The sequence below is a fragment of the Tuberibacillus sp. Marseille-P3662 genome (genome assembly GCF_900178005.1).
Classification (GTDB): Bacteria; Bacillota; Bacilli; order Bacillales; family Sporolactobacillaceae; genus Marseille-P3662.
The window spans coordinates 1,319,359-1,341,694 of record NZ_FXBS01000006.1; the positions used below are offsets into that span (position 1 = coordinate 1,319,359).

At 42.2% G+C, this 22,336-nt stretch carries 21 protein-coding genes and 1 pseudogene; 1 reads left to right on the top strand and 21 read right to left on the bottom strand.

Translation table 11 applies throughout. From position 1 onward, the window contains the following. Positions 1-107 precede the first annotated feature (107 nt). The 18 genes and pseudogenes from B9Y89_RS18850 to B9Y89_RS15405 form a co-directional block, all read right to left on the bottom strand. Positions 108-224: pseudogene (locus B9Y89_RS18850) on the bottom strand (DUF1290 domain-containing protein); the annotation flags it as partial. A gap of 48 nt (positions 225-272) precedes the next feature. After that, the gene (locus B9Y89_RS15325) at positions 273-1,061 is read right to left on the bottom strand and encodes a cell division protein FtsQ/DivIB (protein ID WP_176222251.1); all 789 of its coding nucleotides are present in this window, start codon (positions 1,059-1,061) and stop codon (positions 273-275) included. Between the two features lie 125 nt (positions 1,062-1,186). Further along, complete coding sequence (gene murB / locus B9Y89_RS15330) at positions 1,187-2,089, bottom strand: UDP-N-acetylmuramate dehydrogenase (RefSeq protein WP_085524068.1); 903 nt, start codon at positions 2,087-2,089, stop codon at positions 1,187-1,189. Between the two features lie 174 nt (positions 2,090-2,263). Beyond that, complete coding sequence (gene spoVE / locus B9Y89_RS15335; protein ID WP_085524069.1) at positions 2,264-3,361, bottom strand: stage V sporulation protein E; 1,098 nt, start codon at positions 3,359-3,361, stop codon at positions 2,264-2,266. A gap of 32 nt (positions 3,362-3,393) precedes the next feature. Then, entirely contained in the window at positions 3,394-4,746 is a 1,353-nt protein-coding gene (murD, locus tag B9Y89_RS15340; protein ID WP_085524070.1) for a UDP-N-acetylmuramoyl-L-alanine--D-glutamate ligase, read from the bottom strand. Next, positions 4,747-5,718: a phospho-N-acetylmuramoyl-pentapeptide-transferase gene (gene mraY, locus B9Y89_RS15345; protein ID WP_085524071.1), complete on the bottom strand. Its 972-nt coding sequence runs from the start codon at positions 5,716-5,718 to the stop codon at positions 4,747-4,749. Beyond that, entirely contained in the window at positions 5,718-7,094 is a 1,377-nt protein-coding gene (locus B9Y89_RS15350; protein ID WP_085524072.1) for a UDP-N-acetylmuramoyl-tripeptide--D-alanyl-D-alanine ligase, read from the bottom strand. Before B9Y89_RS15350 ends, mraY begins: the two co-directional genes overlap by 1 nt. Then, positions 7,084-8,559 carry a UDP-N-acetylmuramoyl-L-alanyl-D-glutamate--2,6-diaminopimelate ligase gene (locus tag B9Y89_RS15355; RefSeq protein ID WP_085524073.1) on the bottom strand — a complete coding sequence of 492 codons (1,476 nt, stop codon included), beginning with the start codon at positions 8,557-8,559 and terminating at the stop codon, positions 7,084-7,086. Before B9Y89_RS15355 ends, B9Y89_RS15350 begins: the two co-directional genes overlap by 11 nt. Positions 8,560-8,649: 90 nt before the next feature. Beyond that, the gene (locus B9Y89_RS15360) at positions 8,650-10,584 is read right to left on the bottom strand and encodes a stage V sporulation protein D (protein ID WP_085524074.1); all 1,935 of its coding nucleotides are present in this window, start codon (positions 10,582-10,584) and stop codon (positions 8,650-8,652) included. A 95-nt stretch (positions 10,585-10,679) separates the two neighbouring features. Continuing rightward, positions 10,680-12,827 carry a penicillin-binding protein gene (locus tag B9Y89_RS15365; RefSeq protein ID WP_085524075.1) on the bottom strand — a complete coding sequence of 716 codons (2,148 nt, stop codon included), beginning with the start codon at positions 12,825-12,827 and terminating at the stop codon, positions 10,680-10,682. A gap of 14 nt (positions 12,828-12,841) precedes the next feature. Beyond that, a complete protein-coding gene (gene ftsL, locus B9Y89_RS15370; RefSeq protein WP_085524076.1) occupies positions 12,842-13,216 on the bottom strand; it encodes a cell division protein FtsL in 375 nt (124 codons plus the stop codon). After that, complete coding sequence (gene rsmH / locus B9Y89_RS15375) at positions 13,213-14,172, bottom strand: 16S rRNA (cytosine(1402)-N(4))-methyltransferase RsmH (protein ID WP_085524077.1); 960 nt, start codon at positions 14,170-14,172, stop codon at positions 13,213-13,215. The genes ftsL and rsmH overlap by 4 nt, the downstream gene beginning before the upstream one ends. Positions 14,173-14,194: 22 nt before the next feature. Further along, positions 14,195-14,632 carry a division/cell wall cluster transcriptional repressor MraZ gene (gene mraZ / locus B9Y89_RS15380; protein ID WP_085524078.1) on the bottom strand — a complete coding sequence of 146 codons (438 nt, stop codon included), beginning with the start codon at positions 14,630-14,632 and terminating at the stop codon, positions 14,195-14,197. Positions 14,633-14,757: 125 nt separating this feature from the next. Further along, positions 14,758-16,380 carry a bacillithiol biosynthesis cysteine-adding enzyme BshC gene (gene bshC / locus B9Y89_RS15385; protein ID WP_085524079.1) on the bottom strand — a complete coding sequence of 541 codons (1,623 nt, stop codon included), beginning with the start codon at positions 16,378-16,380 and terminating at the stop codon, positions 14,758-14,760. 81 nt (positions 16,381-16,461) lie between these two features. Further along, complete coding sequence (locus B9Y89_RS15390; RefSeq protein WP_176222252.1) at positions 16,462-16,848, bottom strand: DUF3397 domain-containing protein; 387 nt, start codon at positions 16,846-16,848, stop codon at positions 16,462-16,464. Positions 16,849-16,943: 95 nt separating this feature from the next. Continuing rightward, positions 16,944-18,482, bottom strand: coding sequence for an acyl-CoA carboxylase subunit beta (locus B9Y89_RS15395; protein WP_085524081.1), 1,539 nt, complete (start codon positions 18,480-18,482; stop codon positions 16,944-16,946). Beyond that, positions 18,479-18,700, bottom strand: a complete 222-nt coding sequence (locus B9Y89_RS15400; RefSeq protein ID WP_085524082.1) for a biotin/lipoyl-binding carrier protein — start codon at positions 18,698-18,700, stop codon at positions 18,479-18,481. The genes B9Y89_RS15395 and B9Y89_RS15400 overlap by 4 nt, the downstream gene beginning before the upstream one ends. Continuing rightward, positions 18,697-20,040, bottom strand: a complete 1,344-nt coding sequence (locus tag B9Y89_RS15405; protein ID WP_085524083.1) for an acetyl-CoA carboxylase biotin carboxylase subunit — start codon at positions 20,038-20,040, stop codon at positions 18,697-18,699. Before B9Y89_RS15405 ends, B9Y89_RS15400 begins: the two co-directional genes overlap by 4 nt. A gap of 160 nt (positions 20,041-20,200) precedes the next feature. Between B9Y89_RS15405 and B9Y89_RS15410 the strand changes: the two genes are divergently transcribed. Then, positions 20,201-20,677 (top strand): N-acetyltransferase, encoded by a 477-nt coding sequence (locus tag B9Y89_RS15410; RefSeq protein ID WP_085524084.1) that lies wholly within the window; start codon positions 20,201-20,203, stop codon positions 20,675-20,677. Between the two features lie 41 nt (positions 20,678-20,718). On the opposite strand, the gene B9Y89_RS15415 is transcribed toward B9Y89_RS15410, so the two are convergent. The 3 genes from B9Y89_RS15415 to B9Y89_RS15425 form a co-directional block, all read right to left on the bottom strand. Beyond that, the gene (locus B9Y89_RS15415; protein WP_085524085.1) at positions 20,719-21,354 is read right to left on the bottom strand and encodes an RsfA family transcriptional regulator; all 636 of its coding nucleotides are present in this window, start codon (positions 21,352-21,354) and stop codon (positions 20,719-20,721) included. A gap of 147 nt (positions 21,355-21,501) precedes the next feature. Next, a complete protein-coding gene (rpmF, locus tag B9Y89_RS15420; RefSeq protein ID WP_085524086.1) occupies positions 21,502-21,675 on the bottom strand; it encodes a 50S ribosomal protein L32 in 174 nt (57 codons plus the stop codon). A 20-nt stretch (positions 21,676-21,695) separates the two neighbouring features. Further along, on the bottom strand, positions 21,696-22,211 hold the full coding sequence (locus B9Y89_RS15425) for a YceD family protein (protein ID WP_085524087.1): 516 nt from the start codon (positions 22,209-22,211) through the stop codon (positions 21,696-21,698). Between the last annotated feature and the right edge of the window lie 125 nt (positions 22,212-22,336).

The following is a 22,336-nucleotide window of genomic DNA, read 5'->3' on the forward strand; positions in this document are numbered from 1 at the left end:
TTTTAGGTTATACAATGTATTCAACAAAAATAGACGTTAACCCTTCTTTTATAAGCAATTTCATAACATTTTTCCAGCAAAAATCACTACCTATTTTTCCCACTCATTCATTTGTTGAAATAAAACAAAACGCCAAAGGCTCGTACAGCTGCCAAATACAAGTCTACACCAAGTTTGTCTCCTAGAAAAGTTAAACTTTAAGCCAATATATTATTAAAGACAAACGGCCCCAAATTCTTTCGCCAGAAACCCAAATTTCTGTCGCTCTTCATTTATTGTTGCTCAACCTTTTGACCGCTGTCTTGACTTTCCTTTTCATAGGATTCAAAGAAGGCACCGACACGGAGGTCTACAAATCCCTCGGCATTTTTGGGTATTTGGTTAACAATACTTGGATACATCTTAATTTTGTCTGCTAAATTATTAATTCTTGCTAAAACTTTCAAACCATTGTTCATATACAAAGTGATGCCGTCAGAATATTTGTTGGGCGTAAAGTGAATTTCTGATATCGCTTGAACGGTTGATGCAGGTATTTTTTTTAAACTTTGAGTCAACTTTTCTAATGGATCCCCTTCATCCCAATTAAAGAAAATCGGAGCATCAACCGGCCGGCTGTCACCATCCATACTTTTAGCAAATTGACCGTTTTCCAAAAGCGGGACATAATGTTCATTTCGTTTCAAGTAACCAATCCGTTGATACTCAGTTACCGTTAAGACCACTTTATTATAAAATTGGACATCAACGCTAATAGATTTCATTGTGTCTAGATCCTTCAATCGATTCTGAATCGATTGCTCATCCAAATCCCAGACGTGTGACGACTTCGTTATGCCACTTTGCTTAATAATGGTTTTGGCAGGAATGATTTGATTACCTTCTACCTGAATATGCTTGACTGTACTGAGGGGTGACTGAAAATAGATCGTCACTAAAATTATGATAAAAAACAGGGTAATATAAATGATAAATCGCCGATTCGATTTATGCTTCCGCTGTTCTTTTAATTTCGGCACACGTTCATCTAAATTAATCACATTATTCTCATTTTCATTCATGCCAACGAACTCCTGATTAGTTATTGTTAAGGGCGAACAAGTGGGACACAAAAACGACATTGGGACAATGCCGTTTTGTTATTATTTATGTTAATTGTACCATATCTGTAGCCCACCTGAGGTCCCTATTTTTGAACGATTTCAACTTCCGTTTGCAATTCGATTCCGTTTCTTTCTTTAATGGTAGCCTGAATGTACTCAATCAAATCCAAAACATCTTGCGCTTTAGCGTCACCGGTATTGATAATAAAGTTGGCATGAAGCTCAGAAACTTGCGCTCCACCAATCTGATGACCTTTCAAACCAGCTGCTTCAATCAATTGACCAGAGTGGTCCGGCAACGGATTTCGGAAAACACTGCCGCAACAGGGTTTATCATATGGCTGTGTCCCGTGACGATAATCTTTAAAAGATTGCATGTTTGTAAATAACTCGGTTGCATCACCTGGCTCCAAATGAAAAACCGCCTCAACACAAATACCTTGATTTGACTGCAAAATTGAAGTCCGATAGCTATAGTCAAGTTCATCCTTTGTCATCCATTTTAACGTTCCGTCGGGAAATAAGATATGTGCTTTGTCAATAATATTGTTAATATCTGAACCATGTGCCCCGGCATTCATATACACAGCGCCGCCAATTGATCCAGGAATCCCGCCGGCAAATTCAAAACCGCTGTAACCTTTTTTACTCATCAGTGTAGCCAAAGGCACGACAGGAAAGCCCGCTCCTATCCTAAGCTTGTCATTTTCTATTGACATTTGATTGATACCTTTTCCTAATTTAATGACAACGCCATTAAGACCGGCATCAGTGACGAGTAAATTTGACCCGCGACCAATCACCCGCCAAGGAACTGCATAATCATTGATAATCGTCATTGCTGATTGCAATGCTTCAATACTTTGAGGTTCGACAAAGAGCTCAGCTGCCCCTCCAATTTTTATGGTTGTATGTTTTTTTAACGGCTCCTGTTCTTTGATTTTGCCAACGTTAGCCGTTTCTAATGCCTGCTTTAACGTCTCCACCGATTCCCATCCTTTCTAAAAAACAATCAATTACAAGACCGTCACGAACATCTAAACAACACTGTATCATAAGACAACCATAGATTCCCACCTAAAAGTGACAATTTCACGGCATTCAGTATTGATCAAATGAAGACGTAAAAAAACCCTGTAGCACAGGGTTCGAAACGATCTTTAAAATTTGGCGTAGCGGCTGATATTGAGTACAACGCCCACACCAATTAACATGAGCGTTAAGGATGATCCACCATAACTTAAGAACGGTAAGGTAATGCCAGTAACGGGCATAAGTCCCGTAACAACAGCGATATTGATCATCACTTGGATGGCAATCATACCGATAATACCCACCGCCAGTAAACTGCCATATAAGTCAGGCGCGCCTAAGGCGATGCGAATACCGCGCCATAATAGTAGAAAGAATAACAGCAAAACAAACGTTGCACCGATAAATCCCAGTTCTTCAGAAACAATCGCAAAGATAAAATCGGTGTGCGGTTCAGGAAGATATTGATACTTCTGCCGGCTTTCTCCGAGACCGAATCCAAACAATCCACCTGGCCCAATCGCAAACAAGGATTGGATGATTTGAAAGCCGCTTCCTTGTGGTTCATCCCACGGATTAAGGAATGAGGTAATCCGCTTAATCCTGTATGGAGCTGATATGATGAGTGCAGCTAATCCAACAAGACCGAGCAAACCCATATAGACAAAATGCTTAATTCGAGCTCCAGCAATAAAAATCATCGTCAAACATGTGCCGACGAGAACTGCGCCTGTCCCTAAGTCTGGCTGCAACATAATCATGCCAAAAGCTAAGAAGACAAACGTTAACGACGGTATGAGCCCTTTACGCAAAGAAGTGATTTGTTTCTGATGTTCGGACAAAAACTTGGCTAGAAAAGCAATCAATGCCAGTTTTGTGAATTCTGAGGGCTGTAGTGAAAACGCCCCGACACCGATCCAACTTCTTGCTCCGCCTGCAACCTTACCAATGCCCGGGATTAACACGGCAATGAGTAACACAAAGCAGATTAACATCCCTATTTTCGACCATGTCCGCCATGTTAAATAATTAACGTTCATCATCGCAAACATCGCCGCAACGCCAATACCCGCGAATAGTAACTGCCTTTTAGCAAAATAAAAGGCATCATCAAACTTATACGAAGCCCCAACAGCACTGGCGCTGTAAATCATAATCAACCCAATAGATAGTAACACAAGTGTTGTTAAGATTAACAGAAAATCCGGTGCAGCTTTTTTGTTCATTGGTGACACCTCGATCGCGAAAATAACTTGTCTTATTTAAGCTTATGCACCATTTTGATAAACATGTCCCCACGATCCTGAAATGATCGGAATTGATCCCAACTAGCACAAGCCGGGGATAATAAAATGACATCATTCATATCTGATGATCCATAGGCGATGGGCACCGCCTCTTCAACAGTATCGACGATTTTAATTGTTTTAACCCCTGCCGTTTTGGCAGCCGCCGCGATTTTTTCTTTTGTTTCACCAAAAGCAACCAAAGCCTTTACGCCTTCTAAGGCGGGGATAAGCGTATCAAATGAGTTGCCGCGATCGAGGCCCCCAGCCAGCAGTAACACTGGTCGGGAAAAGGCATTTAAAGCTTTCGTTGTCGCTAGTATATTAGTTGCTTTGGAATCATTATAAAACAGGCGGTCCTGCACTGTTGCTACATATTGCAATCGATGTTTGACACCCGTGAATCCCTGCAAGCGTGCTTTGATAAACGCATCACTAACACCACATAATTTCGCCACTGCGATGGCAGCCAAGGCATTTTCAATATTATGCGCGCCAGGCGCACCGAGTTCTGCGGCATGAATAATTGGCGTATCACGATAATAAAGGACCTCATCTTGCAAAAATGCTCCTGTTTGAACCAATCCATTAACGGAAAACGGAATGGCTGTCGCATCCGTTTGCTCAACAAATGCTGATACATGTTCATCATCCGCGTTGTAGACGAAATAGTCCTGCGGAGTTTGCTTCATAGTGATTCGCTTCTTAGCGTTAGCATAATTTTTAAATGAGCCATGATAATCAAGATGAGCTTCATATAGATTGAGAATCACCGATATTCTAGGGTGAAATTCATCAACCCCCATGAGTTGGAAACTTGATAATTCCGTCACGATAACATTGTCATTTGACGCCTTTTGCACGACCTCACTGAGAACCGTTCCTATGTTACCGGCAACTAAAGGTTCACGAGAACTTCCCGACAACAGTTCACCAATAAGCATCGTTGTTGTCGTTTTGCCATTCGTGCCTGTAATACCAATAAATTCAGCTTCAGAAATTCGGTAAGCCAGTTCAACTTCTGTGAGCACCGGCACCTGCTTGTTCTCTGCTTGCACAATCAGCGGATTACTATAAGGAATTCCAGGATTTTTAACAAGCACATCCAAATCTTCATGAACTAAGCCATCCGGATGTCCCCCTCCTACAACGTCAATTCCCATCGACCTTAATTCAATCGCCTTCGCGTTTTCATTTAACGGTGAGCGATCATTGATAGTGACGTCCGCTCCAAGCTGGTGCAGTAATTTTGCTGCTGCATAGCCACTTTTGGCCAACCCTAACACCAACACCTGTTTATTTTGAAAATCTAATATTTGTCTCATCTATAGCCACACCTTTAGATAAATCCCGAAAATCGCAAATAAAATGCCGACGACCCAGAATGTCGAGACAATCCGCCACTCCGACCAACCTGTTAACTCATAATGATGGTGCAGAGGACTCATTTTAAATATACGCTCTCCTGTCAGCTTAAATGAAATCACTTGCAACATGACTGACAGTGTCTCAATAACATATATGCCGCCAACCACTATCAGAAGAATCTCCGCCTTCGTCAAGATCGCCACTCCGGCTAATGCCCCACCTAAAGCAAGTGAACCGGTATCACCCATGAACACTTTGGCAGGATGAGCATTAAATACAAGAAAACCAAGCAAAGCTCCTGCGGCCGCTATCGAGAAGACAGCGACATCCATCAGCTGCATTTGATAAGCAATAACGGCATAAGCCCCAAATGCAATTGCGGATGTACCTGTTAATAAGCCATCCATACCATCGGTGAGGTTCGTTCCATTCGACGTCCCGAGCAGCATAATAACAATTAATACAATATAAAATCCATGTAAATCAAAACTGATACTGGTGCCTGGAATACTAATGGCTGTAGAAAACTCAGTTTGCATCAAAATGACAAAGAATAACACCGCCACAATTAACTGACCTAGTAGTTTTTGTTTCGACTTCAAGCCTAAGTTACGTTTCATAACCACTTTAATGAAATCATCCAAAAAACCAATGACACCGTATCCCACAGTCACTAGCAGCAGAAGATACGTCGATGTAGATAGAAGACCAGTGCGCCAAGAAACAACCAAAGTGGCAATCACCAAAGCAACAATGATAATGATCCCGCCCATGGTCGGTGTTCCAGCCTTCTTTTGGTGGCTCTCCGGTCCCTCTTTTCTAATATATTGTCCAAATTTTAGTAAGCGTAATAATGGAATAAATAGTGGCGCGATGATCACGGCAATAACAAACGCCGCAATCATAGCCACTAATAAAGTGCCTGACATTAATGTGTGCCCCCTTGCGATGGATCCATTACGGCCGTTAATGTTTCAAATTTTGCGGCACGTGAGGCTTTGAATAAAACAACAGTATCCTCTTGGTTATGTTGCTTTAGAACAGATGCCGCTGCATCCTTATTTTTAAATGAACGAATAATAAGTTTTGACGCATGCTTTTGTAATTCATCAGCAATCCATTGTGCTTTCTCACCTATGGTATAGACATGGGTGATCGGGGCATGAATTGAGTCAGCAATATCCCTATGCATTCGCTCTTCATCCACACCCAATTCATAAATATCGCCAAGTACAAGCACTCGTTCAGTAAATCCAGGTAACTGTTTGATGGTTTCAATCGCCGCTTTCATCGATGTTGGACTAGCATTATAAGCATCGTTAATGATTGTGGCACCGGCTGCGGTGACATACGTTTGCAACCTCATGTCCGTCATTTGACCTTGAAGCAGTCCGGCCTGAATCGCTTGATTTGATAAACCTAAATATTGACCGACTGCAACAGAAAACAATGCATTTTGGACATTGTGACGCCCGAGTAACGGAATATCAAAGCTTCGGTTTTTCACCTCAAAACGATAACCTTCAGCACTTTCATGAACCCCACTGACCATATAATCATTTCGTTCAGTAAAACCACAGCGAATCGTCGTCAAACTTTTTGTAAGGGGTGAATCCAGCAACGGTTCATCACCGTCAATCACGAACACACCTGAAGCGTCCATACCATCCATAATTTCCATTTTAGCCTGAGCAATACCTGCGCGACTTCCAAGATATTCAATGTGTGATTCCCCAATATTGGTAATCACCGCAAAGTCAGGTTCAGCCAGACGGCTTAATTGTGATATCTCACCAAAATGATTCATGCCCATTTCAGCAATGAGAACCTCACAATCTTCCGGCATCGAAAGTATGGTTAAAGGCAGCCCGATATGATTATTGAAATTGCCTTGGGTTTTAAAAGTTTCATAAGACTGGCTCAGAACACCATCCATAATATCTTTCGTCGTCGTTTTCCCGTTACTTCCCGTAATTGCAACAACTTTAGGATTGATCTTACGTCGATAGTTACGAGCAAGCTCTTGCAGGGCTGTTAACGGATCTGTGACAAAAAATACGGGAAAGTCCTCGGGTATGTCGCTAGGAAAATCGTGATCCTCCTGCCATAGCGTCGCCACCGCGCCATTGTCTATCGCTTGCTTCACAAAGTGATGAGCGTCAAACGTTTCCCCAGTCAGCGGGATAAATAGACCCTGATTGATCGGTTTACGGCTATCTGTCATCACATTGAGACTGTATATGTCAGTCAGACGACCTTGGGAGCGAACGCTCACAGTTTGCACCGCTTCTAAATTAATGCTCATGGTTCTGACGCTCCTTTATCGCTTCAGCAGCAACCCGTCGATCATCAAAATTAATCGTCTGATCCCTAATAACCTGATATGTTTCATGACCTTTACCTGCGATCAAAATGACGTCATCAGGCTGTGCTTGATTGATGGCATGGAAAATCGCCCGTCTCCTATCAACGACCGACGTGTAAGTTCCAGTGCCGACACCCGATTCCATATCGTGAATAATTGCTTCAGGATCCTCTGATCGTGGATTATCAGATGTAAAGACTACCCAATCACTATATTCAACAGCAGTTCGTGCCATGACCGGGCGCTTATCGCGATCACGATCACCGCCACAACCCACCACGGAAATGATACGTCCCTTGGCAAATTCCTTAATGGTCTGCAGGGCATTCTTTAGACTGTCGGCTGTATGAGAATAATCGACAATCACATTGAAATCCTGACCAACATTCACATTCTCAAATCGTCCGTCAATCCCTTCAAGCTGCTGAATAGCGGAAATAATGGCTGTCAGTGTCATGCCTGATAAATAACAGGCCAGACTAGCTGCCAATATATTGTATACACTAAATTTGCCTAATAGCGACGTTTTAATCGTATACCGCTCGCCGAAAGCCACGAGATCAAACGTCGTCCCCGCGGCATGAATAGCAATATTTTCAGCTGTGAAATCGGCACTATGATCAATACCATATGTGAAGACCGGTGCAGAAGTGACAGCTTGTAGAGTTTGCGATGTTTCATCATCCCGATTGAGAACAGCCGCTTTTCGATTACTATTATTATATGTATTGCCAAGCTGGGAAAAAAGAAGTGATTTGGCATACATATAGTCTTTCATCGTTGCATGATAATCCAAATGGTCTTGGGTTAAATTGGTGAATACAGCAATATTATAATCACATCCTCTTACTCGACCCTGAACCAAAGCATGTGACGACACTTCCATTACTGTATGCCGGACACCTTCATTAATCATATCCCGGAACATCCGGTGTAGCTGATCGGATTCCGGCGTCGTTCTTGGTATCGGCATATGATGTTCGCCATACTTCACACCCATGGTGCCGATCAATCCACTTTTATCACCACCCGATTCTAGGATTGACTTCACGAGATGACTAACTGTCGTCTTCCCGTTTGTCCCCGTCACACCGATGAGATTCAGATCCCCAGATGGATGATGATATAATTGATCAGATACAATCGACAATGCCCGACGGCTATCAGGAACATAGATGACAGGAATACTCACGTCGATGACCTTCTCTGCAACGATGGCAGAAGCTCCGGCTGAGACAGCAGCCGTTGCAAACATGTGACCGTCATGGTTCTCTCCTTCAATACATACAAACAGTGAGCCGGTTTGAACAGCTCGTGAATCCATTGTAATATCCATTATATCTGGATTCCCATCACCTAATTTCTCATAATTGAATAACGGCTCTATACATTCATTCAGTTTCATCTTCATACCTCCAACCTAAACAACCATTCCATTTATCGTAAAAAAGAAGCCAAGGGACACCACCTTGGCTCATTTATTCCCATCACTATTTTAATCGTCCAACTGAGATTTGTCACCCAGATAAATGCGAATTGTTTGCCCCGTTTCAAGCTTCACACCTGGCTCAGGCCCTTGTTTAATAATGTAATCACCTTGACCAACCGTATCAATCTTTAAATTGTATAAAGCATTCCTTAATTTACTTTTCTTTTTGCCGACTAAATTCGGAACTTTAACCGTAATAGGATCTGTAGGTTTCCGTTCCTTATCCATACCACCTTTTCTTGGTTCAACGCCCATTGCCCGTAAACTATCACCAATAATTTGACCCGCAATCGGAGCAGCAACGACACCGCCGAATTGGACATCAGTCGTCGGATTATCAATAGCGACATAAACAACAATCTCAGGATCATCCGCCGGTGCAAATCCCATGAATGACAAAACATAATTGTTTTTGAGATAGTGTCCATTTTTCGCCTTTTGCGCAGTACCTGTCTTACCACCCACACGATATCCATCAACATAAGCACCGCGGCCCGTTCCTTTTGCCACGACCGATTCAAGGGCATTGCGGACTTTTTTCGATGTTTTTTCGGTAATAACCTGTTGCTTCATGTCAGGAGCAGTCCGGTTCACGACCTTCCCAGTTTCGGGATTTTCCCATGATTTAGCAATGTAGGGTTCATACAGATAACCGCCATTGATGGCTGCTGAAACTGCAGTAATTTGTTGGATTGGCGTCACAGATACCCCTTGTCCAAAAGCCGTTGTTGCTGTTTCCAACGGTCCTGCTTTCTTTGGATCGAAAAGAATCCCCTTGGCCTCACCCTGGAGATCGATACCTGTTTTCTTACCAAATCCAAAATCATGGATATAAGAAAACAACTTATCTGTTCCCAACTTTTGCCCCATTTTGACGAAACCAGGGTTACATGAATTTTGCACCACCTCAAGATAGGTCTGCTCACCATGGCCCCCGCTCTTCCAGCAATGCAATTTACTTCCTGCCACTTCGATGGCGCCAGTATCATTGAAATGGTCTTCCTGCAAATCAATTAACCCTTCGTTTAATATGGCTGACAGCGTAATAATTTTAAATGTCGATCCTGGCTCATACGTTCGCCAAATGGGTGAATTATGATTGTACACTTCTGGTTTCACATTTTGATAATCTTCCGGATTAAAATCAGGGCGTGACGACATCGCCAATATTTCACCATTATCCGGATCCATCGCGATCGCGATCGCATTATCAGGATGATATTTCTGATCAGCAATATCCAGTTCCCGTTCAACAATCGATTGAACTTTGGAATCAATCGTTAACTTAAGATTCAACCCATCTTTGGGTGGAACATACTGTTCCTTGAGCGACGACATCCGGTTACCCTGTGCATCTGAATAAAAATCAACATGCCCGGAGTCACCTTTCAATCGATCGTTGTAATAGGCCTCTAATCCCGTCAATCCCTGATTATCAATTCCCGCAAACCCTAAGACGTGAGATAAATAACTCTTGTGAGGATAATGTCTTGTGAAATCTTCAGCAATAAATACCCCCGGAAGTTTGAGACGTTTAATCTTTGTTGCTTTTTCATTACTAATTTTTTGTCCTTCTGGCTTAATCCACTTTTTGTTAGCTTCATCTGTAATAATCTCATATACTTCTTTTTGCGACATTCCGAGAATATCAGCTAATTTCGCTGCTGTTTTTGCCGGTTTCCTCACTTGCTTAGGAGCAACCAGCACCGATGGTCGGCTTTTATTAGTTGCAAGCACCTCACCGTTACGATCCAGAATGTCACCACGCTCGGCCTTATACTCAATTTCCTGACTCCATGAGTCAAGGGCTTTTTGCGACAGCCAACCATTCTCAAAAAATTGAACATATCCCAAGCGTACGGCAAATATGGAAAAGATGAAGATCCCTATGAATAAAGTTATAAGTAGTCTTTTTCGTACTGTCACATTTGAAACGCGCAAAAGTGGCCCCTCCCGTTATAAAGCTTGTTTCACTAATATGCGAGTCACGGAGAAATTAGAACAAGCTAGGGCCACATACGCATTCTGATTTCTTGCTATTCCTCTTTTTTATCTTTCGATTCAGGAGCTTGTTTTTTGTCCCTTGTCTCGAGGTTAAGGACAAGATCATCACCTTTTTTAATGGCCTTATCCGGTTTCGGCTGCTGCTGCTTTACAAAACCATGGCCAACAAGGTTCAATTGCATCTCTAGCACGTCAGCTACTTTTAAACTATCTGACAAGGACCAACCACGTAAATCTGGTAAATGATAATCACGCTCTCCAGCGAGAATGACTTTGCTGCCTTGCAGTAACTCAGAACCCGAATAAGGAATTTGATCGGTAACCTTTCCTGTGCCAATGACGACAGGATTCAGACCCTTCTTCTCAAGTACTTTAGCTGCATTGTTAATGTCTTTTCCTTGTAGGTCCTGGACTTGTACGGTTTTAGCTTGATCATCTTTCTTGCTCGGTTTGATGTTCATATATTGCAAACTATTTTTCATCACTGGTCTGAACACTTTAGACACCGATTCTGACTCTCCCTTTTCAGGACGGTCCACTGCTATGTATACAACGAGTTCAGGATCTTTTTTAGGAGCCATGCCTAAAAATGAAAAAATGTAATTATTTTTTCCTGTCATATATCCGTTTTTATCAGGGATCTGTGCCGTTCCAGTCTTACCAATGATGTCATAGCCTTCAATTTGATAATCGTTGCCAGTACCATGGTCTTCATTAGCAACCACTTGGCGCATTAATCCCCGGACATTTTGAGCGGTTTGCTTAGACACTGGATGTCCAGCAGATTTGGGTTCATGGTTAATCAATGTTTCCTGATTATCAGGATCAACGACTTTATCAATCACATAAGGTTGCATCATTTGACCATCATTAGCAATCGCCGTTGCCGCTTGTACGATTTGAATAGGTGTAAAAGCAGAGGCTTGTCCAAAACCTGTCATTACCTGATCAATGGGATACTTAAAATTAATTTGGCTATTCGCTTCATGAGGTAAATCAATTCCCGTTTTTTCTGTGAAGCCAAACTTTTGTAAATACTCATGAAACGTTTTCGATCCTAGTTGTTTGTCGACAACCCGGGAAAAAGCAACATTAGAAGAACGGATAAACCCTTGGCGATAGTTGATTTTCCCCCAGTTTCCCCGCCAGTCATGAATCGATGGTGCATTGTCAGATATCCGATAACTCCCGGAATCAAATGTCGCTTGGCCATTCCAAACGCCTTCGTTCATCGCTGCCGCCAACGTAAAAGTTTTCATGACTGAACCTGGTTCATATGGGGTCGAAATCGCCATGTTGTAGTAATTTTCTACATTCCGTTTATTAGGATTAAATGTCGGTCGGTTCGACATAGCTAATATTTCACCGGTTTTCGGATTGGCAACAATGCCGATCATTCGCTCAGGATTGTATTCTTGATTCACCTTGCTCATAGATTCCTCTAGAACAGTTTGAATTTTATAATCTAGCGTTAATTGGGCATTAGCTCCATTATTCGCTTTAACGTCCGTCTGTTTCGTATCAGCTAGAATGACACCATCCTGTGTTTTTTCAAACGTTACTTGACCATCGTGAGCCTTTAGCTGTTGATTAAGTGACTGTTCTAGACCCATGAGACCTTTTTGTTGGTCAGACGTTTGGTCATACTTGGTAAAACCAATTACATAAGGAGAAAACGACTTATTTGGGTAGAAACGCTTGGAGGTTTCTTTAAAGTGAATACCTGGCAAATCTAAAGCCTTAATCTTCTTCATCTTGTCATAGCTAAGTTTTTTTCCAGCCGTCCCAAACTCCACCTGAAAACGATCTTTGTGCATGAGTGACGCAAGCTTATCAGCCTCAACATCTAAAATGGGCGCGAGCTTTTTGGCCGTTTTTTCTACATCCTCATCCTTGACATAATCATCCATATCTTCGCTTAATACGGCATACACCGTATAAGCAGGGACATCATGAGCAAGAATGCGGTGATTACGGTCATAAATCGTCCCCCGATCAGCGTCTTTAGTTTTCATTTGCGTCCACTGATTTTCACCAAATTGAATAATGTTATGATCATTAATTTCTTTAGCTGAAACAATATAACAAAATCGTCCCAGAATGATCGAAAAGAGCAGTAAAAAGCCTAGTGCCAATACCAGCGCCCATCGATTAATCGATTTATTTTTACTTGGAAACATATCGATTCACCACTTTATGGCAAAACTTTAACATTTTTATCGTTGAGGTCAAGGCCTAATTTGTTCTTAGCAATCCGGTGAATGCGGTCATAGGCACTTAACTTCGTCACTTTAGCTTCCAATTGGTTATTCACTTTAGCTGTTTCACTAATTTTGTTATTCAGTTGATTGATATCTTTTGACGTGGCATGAATCATAGCCTGGGACGACACAATAAAGATAGCCAATGCCATGATAACAGCGACTCCGGCGGCCCACAGGACTTTTTCACCTTTGGTCACACCTTTTTTGACCGGAACAGAGTTTGTCTGGGCTTGTTCACCAGACTTTTGTTGATGTCTTGCTTGTCGAGTTGGCTCTTCAGTTAATTGACGGGCAACTTGGCTCATCTTTCATTCTCCTCCCTATTAATAGGTCTTATTTTTTCGGCAATCCGCAGTTTCGCTGAATGAGCGCGGCGATTATTTGCCATTTCTGAATCAGCAGGCACCACCGGTTTACGATTCACCAACTTAAGTGACGGCTGATAAGCTTCTGGAATCACAGGCAAACCCCGGGGTAGGTCAGGGGGTTCGCTAAACCCTTTAAGCGTTTGTTTACAAATCCGGTCTTCCAGTGAATGAAATGTAATGACAGCGATTCGGCCACCAACGGACAGTAATTCAATTGCCTGCTTCAATGATGCCTCAAATACACGCAATTCATCATTCACAGCAATCCGTAAAGCTTGAAACACACGCTTAGCTGGGTGACCGCCAGTTCGCCTGGCCGCCGCTGGTATCGCCGCTTTTATGATATCGACTAATTCAGTCGTCGTCTTAATGGCTTGCTTTTCCCGGTTTTTTTCAATATGTCTTGCAATGGACTTAGCGAATTTCTCTTCGCCATAACGGCTGATAATGGACACTAACTTTTCAAATGGCCATTCGTTGACAATCACTTCAGCCGTTAAAGCCTGCTCTTGATCCATCCGCATGTCTAAAGGACCGGTAAATCGATAACTGAAACCACGTTCAGCTACATCGAATTGGGGTGAAGATACACCCAAATCAAAAAGAATACCATCCACTTCATCAACTTCAAGACGATGGAGTTCTTGTTTGAGGTGCTGAAAATTTTCTGGAATATAAGTCACCTTTGACGAATAAGCACTCAAACGGTTCCGAGCTTGACTTAACGCGTACTCGTCTTGATCAAAGGCATAAAGATGACCGCCTGTTAACCGCTCTAAAATCGCTTCACTGTGCCCCCCCATTCCCAAGGTGCAATCGACGTATCGGCCATCCGGCTGGATATCCAATTGTTTAATCACTTCTTCTTTTAAAACAGAAATATGCTGTGTCATGTTGTCTTCCTTCCATAGGGATTTATAGATCAAAATCAAAATCCATAAGACTTTCAGAAATCTCCGCAAACGATGCTTCGGATTCTGCATAGTAGCTTTCCCAAACAGGCTTACTCCAAATCTCAATTCGGTTGGAGACACCGATGATCACACATTCCTTTTCCAGTTTTGCGTACTGCTTTAACGGTGTGCTGACGTTAATGCGTCCTTGTTTGTCAAATTGGACTTCAGCCGCACCAGAGAAGAAAAAACGTGTGAAGGCACGTGCGTCTTTTTTCGTAAAGGGGAGGGCTTTTAATTTCTGCTCGAGTTGTCTCCATTCTTCCATGGGATAACCGAACACACATTGATCCATGCCTCTTGTGATCACAAACGTCTCACCTAAGTCCTCCCTTAACTTGGAAGGAATGATGATACGCCCTTTTTCATCGATGTTATGTTGATATTCCCCCATGAACATGGATCCGTACCCCGCTTTCTCCCCCTACTTTACCACATCGCCCCACTATTCACCACTTTATTATTAAATATTCGCTTAGTATACAAAAAATCCTGCCGTTTGGCAGGATTTTTTTGATCATTTTTTTACATATAGAAAAGATATTGTCGGCCATCAAACGAATAGGTTTCACTAAGTAAACGATCGATGAGATCTTTACTATGGGCGTTAATAAAGTAGTAAATCGACCAGGTCCGTTCTTGTGGCTGGTTATCGGGTTTTAAATCCATCTGAACATTATCAAATTTTTTCAGCGCTTGATCATGATGCTGTTCCACTGATTTCATCATTTTACGTCTAATATATTCGATCTGCTGCTCAATGATGGTACGATTTTTATCTGCGAGCGGCTGAAGGTTAGGGTCAATGTCCCCAGCTAGATCCTTCAACGGCTGATAGTATTCATGTAAAGCAGCGGTCACTTGCTCGGCCGTTTCATCTATTGGCCAATGATTCTGCTCACGGAGCCATGCTTGCTTTTTTGCTTCCAGCCCCTCCGTGAGTACATCCCCAATTGAGTAATTTTTGTCTTTCAACCACCTACAAACATCACGGCTAACTAACGTAACGTTCAAACGCGGAATCACCGGCGGCATCGCTAATGACATTGCTTCAAAACCAGTTTTCAAAGCAGACCAATATGAAATTTCACCAGGACCGCCGACAAAAGCCAATGTCGGTAACAACATTTCCTGCATTAACGGGCGCGTAACAACATTATTACTTAATCTCTCAGGTTGTTCACGCGCAATCCGAAGCAATTCATCTTTTGTTAACCGGATTGTATCATGTTTATCCTTAAAAGTGACTTCATCCACCCGTTCTAAAAGTTTGCGCTCACCGGCATCATGATAAAATAAGTGAGCATCTGTTGCAGATGCGTCAAGGTTGACGTGATAGCCAGAGGCATTGAGATTAAATAAAGTATCTTGCACATTTTGACTGAGCGTCTCTGATTGATGAATCATTTGCTCAAAAAATGCCGATTCCAACTGCCGAAACCGCTTATCACATGAATCAAGAAGCACCAAGCCATATTGGCTGAACAGGTCATGAAGCAAATAGGCAAAAAAGTCAACAATCGTTTCCGAACGATCAATAAATGTATAAATAGCATCCAACAATGATTGAGTATCGTCGCTTTCACCATACGCCTGAAACACATCGTTGACCCACGCTTTTAAACGAGCATCGTCTATACCAATCTCAGAAACAGGTTGTTTATTTTGCGTGCGATCTTGATAAACCATTTTTTTTATATGCTGTTGTTCATTCACATTAACATGATTAATTTCCGCAAAATCATGATCTTCTCCGGCAATCCAAAACACTGGGATGACTGGGGTACCCAATTGCTTTTCCCGTTCGCGAGCAAATTTGATGACGGAAATACACTTATAAATCGTCATAGCTGGCCCCGTCAAGAGTCCGGCTTGCTGACCACCGACAACAACCGTAGCATCGGACTGATGAAGCTGATCAATATGTCTTCGAACGTGTTCAGACGACGTATACTGTGCATTAAAGGCATGTAAAGCAGCGACTAAATGATCCCTCTGATAATCACGTTGTTGTAAATATGTAACTCTCTGTTCATATGTATCATCCCTCTGATAATCGTAGGCAAAATAAGATGTGATCGTCTCATCTTGATGAATATAGTCATGAACGAGCTTATTGGCTATGGATGAATTCAAAACCTCAACCATGACTGAACCTTCCTCTCTATGACGGCATTCTTTGCAACATAGAGTATAGCAGATTTAAAGGCCCTGACCAAAATAGTGTGCCTACCCGAATTGGTGTCCAAACTCGAAGATCAATCCATAACAAGATAATAATAGATCTAGGCCGACAAACACTAGAAAATTCAAACGCCATATTCCGCGAAAAACGCGTTTAAATTCAAATTCTCCCCTGTAACGCCAATAAAATATCGTATAGATAATGGCGACGATCGAAACGATTAATATAACAATTCCTAAAAACGAACGATGCCAGAGATAGCTCATCAATGCCTGAGCACATAGAATAACAAAAACCGTTCCTATATCTAAGGCATAATGAAAGGCTTTTCTCCGGTTGCCAGTCAACTTATGCGTAACAAGATAAATCAGAGCTGTTGTTATCAAAGGCAATGTAATGAAAACCCCTAAAATATAAGCAATAACCGTCAAACCCATCCCCCCTTCACTATATAATCCCATCATAAACGACCGTGTCTATGATTTCGACACGGTCGCAGCCATTTCTTGCTTTTATTTAAAAATCGTTATACAGGGTATACGGGATGCTTACGTTCACTAAATGTTACGGCTTTCGACCTGTATATGTCATATCTCATCACTAGTTCATTCCGAAGAGCATCCGCCGATATCACATCATCGACAATCTGTTCTGAAGCCAATTTATAAATATCAATGCTTTCCTGATAGTCTTTTTGTTTTTCTTGGACAAATTGGCGCCGTTCTTTCGGATCTTCAATTTGCTCAATTTTATTGGAATAAACAGCGTTGACGGCCGCTTCGGGACCCATCACTGCAATCTGCGCTGTTGGCAGCGCTAAGCAACAGTCGGGTTCGAAGGCGGGCCCTGCCATAGCGTACAACCCCGCACCGTAGGCTTTCCGAACAATGACTGATATTTTGGGCACCGTTGCCTCACTGACGGCGGCAATGAGCTTGGCACCATGGCGAATAATTCCAGCCTGTTCCACTTTCGTCCCAATCATGAATCCCGGAACATCCGATAAAAATAAGAGTGGGATATTATAGGCATCGCAGAGTTGAATGAATTTGGCACCTTTGTCCGCAGAATCTACAAATAACACGCCGCCTTTACTTTTCGGTTGATTGCCAACAATCCCAACAACCTCCCCATTGATCCTGGCTAGTCCAGTAATCAATTCTCTAGCAAAGCGTTGTTTAATTTCAAAAAAGCTACCCTCATCAATCAATGACTCGATGAATTCATACATATCAAAAGGGGCATTCTGATGCTCGGGTACAATCTCCGACGGTTTTTTTTCTGATTTTGGTGGGATGCCATCGATAGTTGCTGGCTGTTGTTGAAAGTTCGCTGGAAAATAACTGAGATAGTCCCGCGCATAGTTGATTGCTTCCTCTTCGTCTTGAGCCAAAACATCACCGCAACCACTTGTCGAACAATGCATTTCAGCACCGCCCATTTCTTCAAGTGATACCTGTTCACCAATCACTTTTTCCGCCATCCGCGGTGATCCTAAATACATGGAAGCATTTTGATCCACCATTATGACGATATCGCAAAAAGCGGGAATGTAAGCTCCACCAGCTGCAGAAGGTCCAAATAGCAAACAAACTTGTGGGATCATCCCCGATTGCTTCACTTGATTATGGAAAATCCGGCCCGCGCCGCGACGATTCGGGAACATATCAAGTTGATCTGTAATCCGAGCGCCAGCTGAGTCGACTAAATAGAGAAGCGGAACGCGCAATTTTTGCGCCGTTTCCTGAATACGGATGATCTTCTCAACCGTTTTGGCTCCCCATGATCCGGCTTTGACGGTCGAATCATTGGCCATGACACAAACCGTTTCACCGTTAACCTTACCCATTGCAGTCACAACACCGTCAGCAGGGAGATCACCCGCCTCATAATTGGCAAACCGGCCATCCTCCACTTGATAGGTGCCTTTATCAAACAATAATTCAAGACGCTTGCGCACAAATAATTTACCTTTGTCCGCTAAGCGTTCATGATATTTAGCAGCCCCGCCGGATTCAATCGTTTCCACTGCTGTCTGCAAATCACGCTCTTGTTTTTGACTCATGACTGATCCTCCAAAGCGAGTAGTACATCACCTTCATTAACGAAATCTTGACTAGCAACATTCACAGCCTTAACCGAACCGTCAGTCTCGCTTTCCATAGGAATTTCCATTTTCATAGATTCTAACATAACGACCGTATCGCCTTTTTTTACCGCATCTCCTTCTGATACCAAAACATCCAAGACCGTTCCTGCCATATTTGCTTTGATTTCCTTCATTGTGATTCCTCCTTCATATCGTGAAGCATGTGTGTTGTATAATGGCCTCGACTAAATTCAGAGCCGCTAAGTAGTTTTTTAAATAACGGAGCGTTGGTTTTAATTCCATCAACCGTGAGTTGGTCGAAAAAATACTGGCTTTTTGCTAACACGTCAGAACGGTCGTCACCTCTAATAATGATTTTAGCAATCATCGGGTCATAAAAAGGCGTCACTGTGGAGCCAGCTTGATAGCCGTCATCAATACGGACGTCGTTAATATTAGGCCAGGTCAAAGTCCGAATCTTTCCCGGAGAAGGTAAGAATGACACTGGATCCTCCGCATATAACCGGTATTCAATCGCATGTCCCTGCGCATGAATATCCGTCTGCACCTTGGATAACGGCTTGCCTTGAGCCACATCTATCTGCCATTCGACAAGGTCGTCACCCGTAATAGCTTCCGTTACCGGATGTTCGACTTGCAGACGTGTATTCATTTCTAGAAAGTAAAAGTTTTCAGCTTCATCCACAATGAATTCAACTGTTCCCGCATTGGTGTAGCCGACATGCTTGCCTGCGGCGGACGCCGCAGCTGTTATCTTTTCACGCGTGGTTTCGGAAATAAAGGGTGACGGGGATTCCTCAATCACTTTTTGATTTCTGCGCTGTACTGAACAATCTCTTTCATATAGGTGAACAATATGTCCAAAGCTGTCGCCAAATATCTGTACTTCAACATGACGACCGTTTTCAATCGCTTTTTCTAAAAACATATCTGGCCGGCCAAAATAAGTCTGCGCCCGTTTTTGGTTTGATTGAAACGCTGCTTCGAGTTCGGCGGACGAAGTACATAATTGCATGCCAATCCCACCCCCACCTGCACTCGCTTTAAGCATTACAGGGTACCCTATCTTATCCGCTAAGCGGGTCGCTGCATGAGCATCTTCTAAAGCCCAGTCACTCCCTGGGACAACAGGAACCCCAGCGGCCTGCATGGTCAGGCGCGCTTTGACTTTATCACCCATTAGATCAATAATGGATGGATCAGGGCCAATAAAAGTAATCCCGGCTTTTTCAATTTCACGGGCAAAAGCAGGATTTTCAGACAAAAATCCGTATCCAGGATGGACAGCGTCCGCTCCAGAATCCCTGATTGCCTGCATAATCCTTTCAATATTTAAATAAGATTTTTGCGGATGAGATTCCCCGAGTGAAAAAGCGTGATCAGCCTCTTTAACAAACGGTAATTCACGATCAGCTTCTGAAAAAATAGCCACGGTTTCAAGGTTGAGTTTTTGGCAAGTTCGAATGATTCTAAGGGCGATTTCACCTCTGTTAGCAATTAATACTCTGTTCAAGGTATCATCCTCCTCTCGTTGTAAACCCTTACATTTTAATAATTCGTTAATAAACTGCGATATCCTTTTATTTTCTTTCGGCAAATACAAGAAATTTTATTAAATATGTATTATAATTGTAGGAGAAAGCGTTATTAGTTCAATTAGGGGGCAAAACAAAATGAAAACGAATTCTGTCCAACGACTGTTAATTAATTTCAAAACCCTAGAAGAATTTAAAAAGTTCCGTGAGTACGGCGCTCAGGAACTATCCATGTTAGAAGACCTTGAGGCCAATTTTATTGAAAATGACAGCGAATCCCCATTTTATGGGATTTATTTCGGGGACAAATTGGTCGCACGTATGAGTCTATATAAAGTCAATAAAAAGTACGACTCTTATTTCGAACCACCACAAGATTACCTTGAACTTTGGAAAGTCGAGGTTTTACCTGGTTATCAAGGTCAAAAATACGGTAGAGCATTGATTGATTTCGCGAAATCCTTCAACCTTCCCATTAAAACAAATGCTCGAAATCAATCCCATCACTTTTGGGACAAAATGGAATTTGAACCGATCACTTATAACACACAAAGAGATCGTGGTGAAAATCCTTACGTTTGGTTCCCTAGTGGTGTTACAGAGCAATCTCTGTAAAGAAAACACTTGGCATTCTGCTAGTGAATGCCAAGTGTTTATTATTTATTGATCTTTTCAGGCATCTTTTGTTCTTCGTTTGAAATACTGTCTTCATCTTGAAGACCCATCATCTTTCTAGCTCGATCCATAACAGACAGCATTTTCTGATATTCTGCCTCAATCTCTTGATATTGTCGCTCAACTGTTTGCAACGTCTGTGATAACTCCGATTTTTCTTTTTTCATATGCTCCAATTGTTTTTTTAGCGTTTTATTTTCCTTTTCTAAATCATAGCTGTCCAACTCATTATTTTTTAGCTGTTGCAGATAGTCTATGATAGATGATAAGTTGAACGCCTGTTCATTGTCCCCTGCTTTTGCTGCTGAGGCGCGTGATTCACTCTGACCCTCAGTTGATTGAGACCGTTTTTCATCTGACAACGGCTGTTTCAACTTTTTTTGGGCTGCATGCTGTTCTTTTCGCTTATTCTTCGCTACAGTAATCGCTGATTCATAATTTTTTCGCACCAGGGAATTCCATCGAAATCCACAAGCTGCAGAGGTTCGCGATAACTTCTGACCAACTTCTTCAAAAGCACCGAGCTGTGTGCCACCTTCACGTATATGTCGTAAGACGGTTTCGGCAAGCAATAAATCTTCATCATGATTCCAAGCATCCTGCCTAACGGTACTCATGTGATCCCTCCAAACACTTTTTTTCTAAATATATGCATTTAGTTAAATAGATAGACTTATTATTCTATTATTTTTTGACTGTTTTGACTGGAGGGATATTATAAAAAAAAGACAAGGAGAAAACTCCTTGTCTTTTTACGTGATTAGTTATTTTTCAACAACATCTTCGCCTTTGTATGAACCACATTCAGGACATACACGGTGAGCCAATTTGTACTCGCCGCAATTATCACATTGGACCATACCAGGGACACGAAGTTTCAAATGCGTACGACGTTTGTTCTTGCGTGTCGTCGACGTTCTGCGCTTAGGTACTGCCATGGTTGACACCTCCTTGAAGCTTAATCATCATAGAATTGCTTCAATTTTTCTAATCTGGGATCAATACGATTCTTCCGTTCTTCATCGGTTACCACTTCCCATCCCTTACCTTCCGGCTTCGGTTGGTTCTTGGCTTCCTCACTCACGACGCGTATAGGTTTTTCAACCAAAATCGCTTCTTTTATAAACGGAATTAAGTCAATCACTTGATTGTCTACATCATGAATTTCCTCACCATGACCATCTTCTAAATCCAAAGAAGAGTCAAGGCGAAACGTTTCCGATGTATGAACTTCAAATGGCTGATCGACGTTTTTCAGAGTTATCGAACAAGGTAATACCATTTTACCCTTTAATGTCAAATGAAATGAGATCAAGCGGGCTTTAACTTCCGCGAATCCTGTGATGCGAATAGGGGAAAGATCTCGAATTTCATCATCTTGTTCCGACATTTCGGGTAGTTCAATCGTCTCATCCAAGGTCAATCCTTCATTTTTATACGGCATTAAATCAGGAACCGACCATTTCAGTGTCATGTTAAAACCACCTCAAAGACAACATGTGTAATTATAGTGTGAGTTGAATCAATTGTCAATATGTTAACTTTACACCATCCACGAAAACCTCTATGCTGAAACTAAAAGATGAGTGGAGGTTAGAA

Coding starts and splice junctions, on each gene's coding strand:
- B9Y89_RS15325 (WP_176222251.1), bottom strand. CDS start 1,061: ATGAATGAAAATGAGAATAATGTGATTAATTTAGATGAACGTGTGCCG.
- spoVE (WP_085524069.1), bottom strand. CDS start 3,361: ATGAACAAAAAAGCTGCACCGGATTTTCTGTTAATCTTAACAACACTT.
- murD (WP_085524070.1), bottom strand. CDS start 4,746: ATGAGACAAATATTAGATTTTCAAAATAAACAGGTGTTGGTGTTAGGG.
- mraY (WP_085524071.1), bottom strand. CDS start 5,718: ATGTCAGGCACTTTATTAGTGGCTATGATTGCGGCGTTTGTTATTGCC.
- B9Y89_RS15350 (WP_085524072.1), bottom strand. CDS start 7,094: ATGAGCATTAATTTAGAAGCGGTGCAAACTGTGAGCGTTCGCTCCCAA.
- B9Y89_RS15355 (WP_085524073.1), bottom strand. CDS start 8,559: ATGAAACTGAATGAATGTATAGAGCCGTTATTCAATTATGAGAAATTA.
- B9Y89_RS15365 (WP_085524075.1), bottom strand. CDS start 12,827: ATGTTTCCAAGTAAAAATAAATCGATTAATCGATGGGCGCTGGTATTG.
- ftsL (WP_085524076.1), bottom strand. CDS start 13,216: ATGAGCCAAGTTGCCCGTCAATTAACTGAAGAGCCAACTCGACAAGCA.
- rsmH (WP_085524077.1), bottom strand. CDS start 14,172: ATGACACAGCATATTTCTGTTTTAAAAGAAGAAGTGATTAAACAATTG.
- mraZ (WP_085524078.1), bottom strand. CDS start 14,632: ATGTTCATGGGGGAATATCAACATAACATCGATGAAAAAGGGCGTATC.
- bshC (WP_085524079.1), bottom strand. CDS start 16,380: ATGGTTGAGGTTTTGAATTCATCCATAGCCAATAAGCTCGTTCATGAC.
- B9Y89_RS15395 (WP_085524081.1), bottom strand. CDS start 18,482: ATGAGTCAAAAACAAGAGCGTGATTTGCAGACAGCAGTGGAAACGATT.
- B9Y89_RS15400 (WP_085524082.1), bottom strand. CDS start 18,700: ATGAAGGAAATCAAAGCAAATATGGCAGGAACGGTCTTGGATGTTTTG.
- B9Y89_RS15410 (WP_085524084.1), top strand. CDS start 20,201: ATGAAAACGAATTCTGTCCAACGACTGTTAATTAATTTCAAAACCCTA.
- B9Y89_RS15415 (WP_085524085.1), bottom strand. CDS start 21,354: ATGAGTACCGTTAGGCAGGATGCTTGGAATCATGATGAAGATTTATTG.
- rpmF (WP_085524086.1), bottom strand. CDS start 21,675: ATGGCAGTACCTAAGCGCAGAACGTCGACGACACGCAAGAACAAACGT.
- B9Y89_RS15425 (WP_085524087.1), bottom strand. CDS start 22,211: ATGACACTGAAATGGTCGGTTCCTGATTTAATGCCGTATAAAAATGAA.